Origin of the sequence: Streptomyces doebereineriae (genome assembly GCF_031845645.1) — a bacterium.
In the GTDB taxonomy this organism is placed as follows: Bacteria; Actinomycetota; Actinomycetes; order Streptomycetales; family Streptomycetaceae; genus Streptomyces; species Streptomyces canus.
The window spans coordinates 1-434 of record NZ_JAVREZ010000389.1; the positions used below are offsets into that span (position 1 = coordinate 1).

The window sequence follows — 434 nt, forward strand, 5'->3', positions numbered from 1 at the left end:
GTGGTGGTCTAGGTGTGTGGGGCGCCGGCCGGCATCGACATCCGGGGCTGCGAGTTCGGCTGCGACTCGTGTCCCCCTCCCGATGAGCAGGCCGCCACGAGGGCCGCCGAAAGCACAGCAGCCCCAACAGTCACAACGGTGCGCATACCCGCAAGGCTCGCGGTCGCGTGTCACGCCCACCGCGTGTCCGCCTACACCGGTGTAGTTCGATACGGTCGGTTCATGCACGAGCGGACTGTCCGGGCAAAGATCAGTACCGGCATCGTCGAGGGGTTCACTCGCGACGGCGTACATCGTTGGCGCTCCATCCCTTACGCCAAGCCGCCGGTGGGCCGGCTGCGTCTTCGGGCACCCGAGCCGGCCGAGCCGTGGCCCGGCGTGCGCTACTGCCACGGGTTCGGTTACTGCGCGCCCCAGCAAAATCGCTACACGCT

General features: G+C 68.2%; 1 protein-coding gene. It reads left to right on the plus strand.

Annotation, left to right across the window (positions count from 1 at the left end; all coding sequences use genetic code 11):
* Window positions 1-222: 222 nt before the first annotated feature.
* On the plus strand, window positions 223-434 hold a 212-nt coding region (locus RNB18_RS52440), incomplete at its 3' end, for a carboxylesterase family protein (protein WP_311721110.1).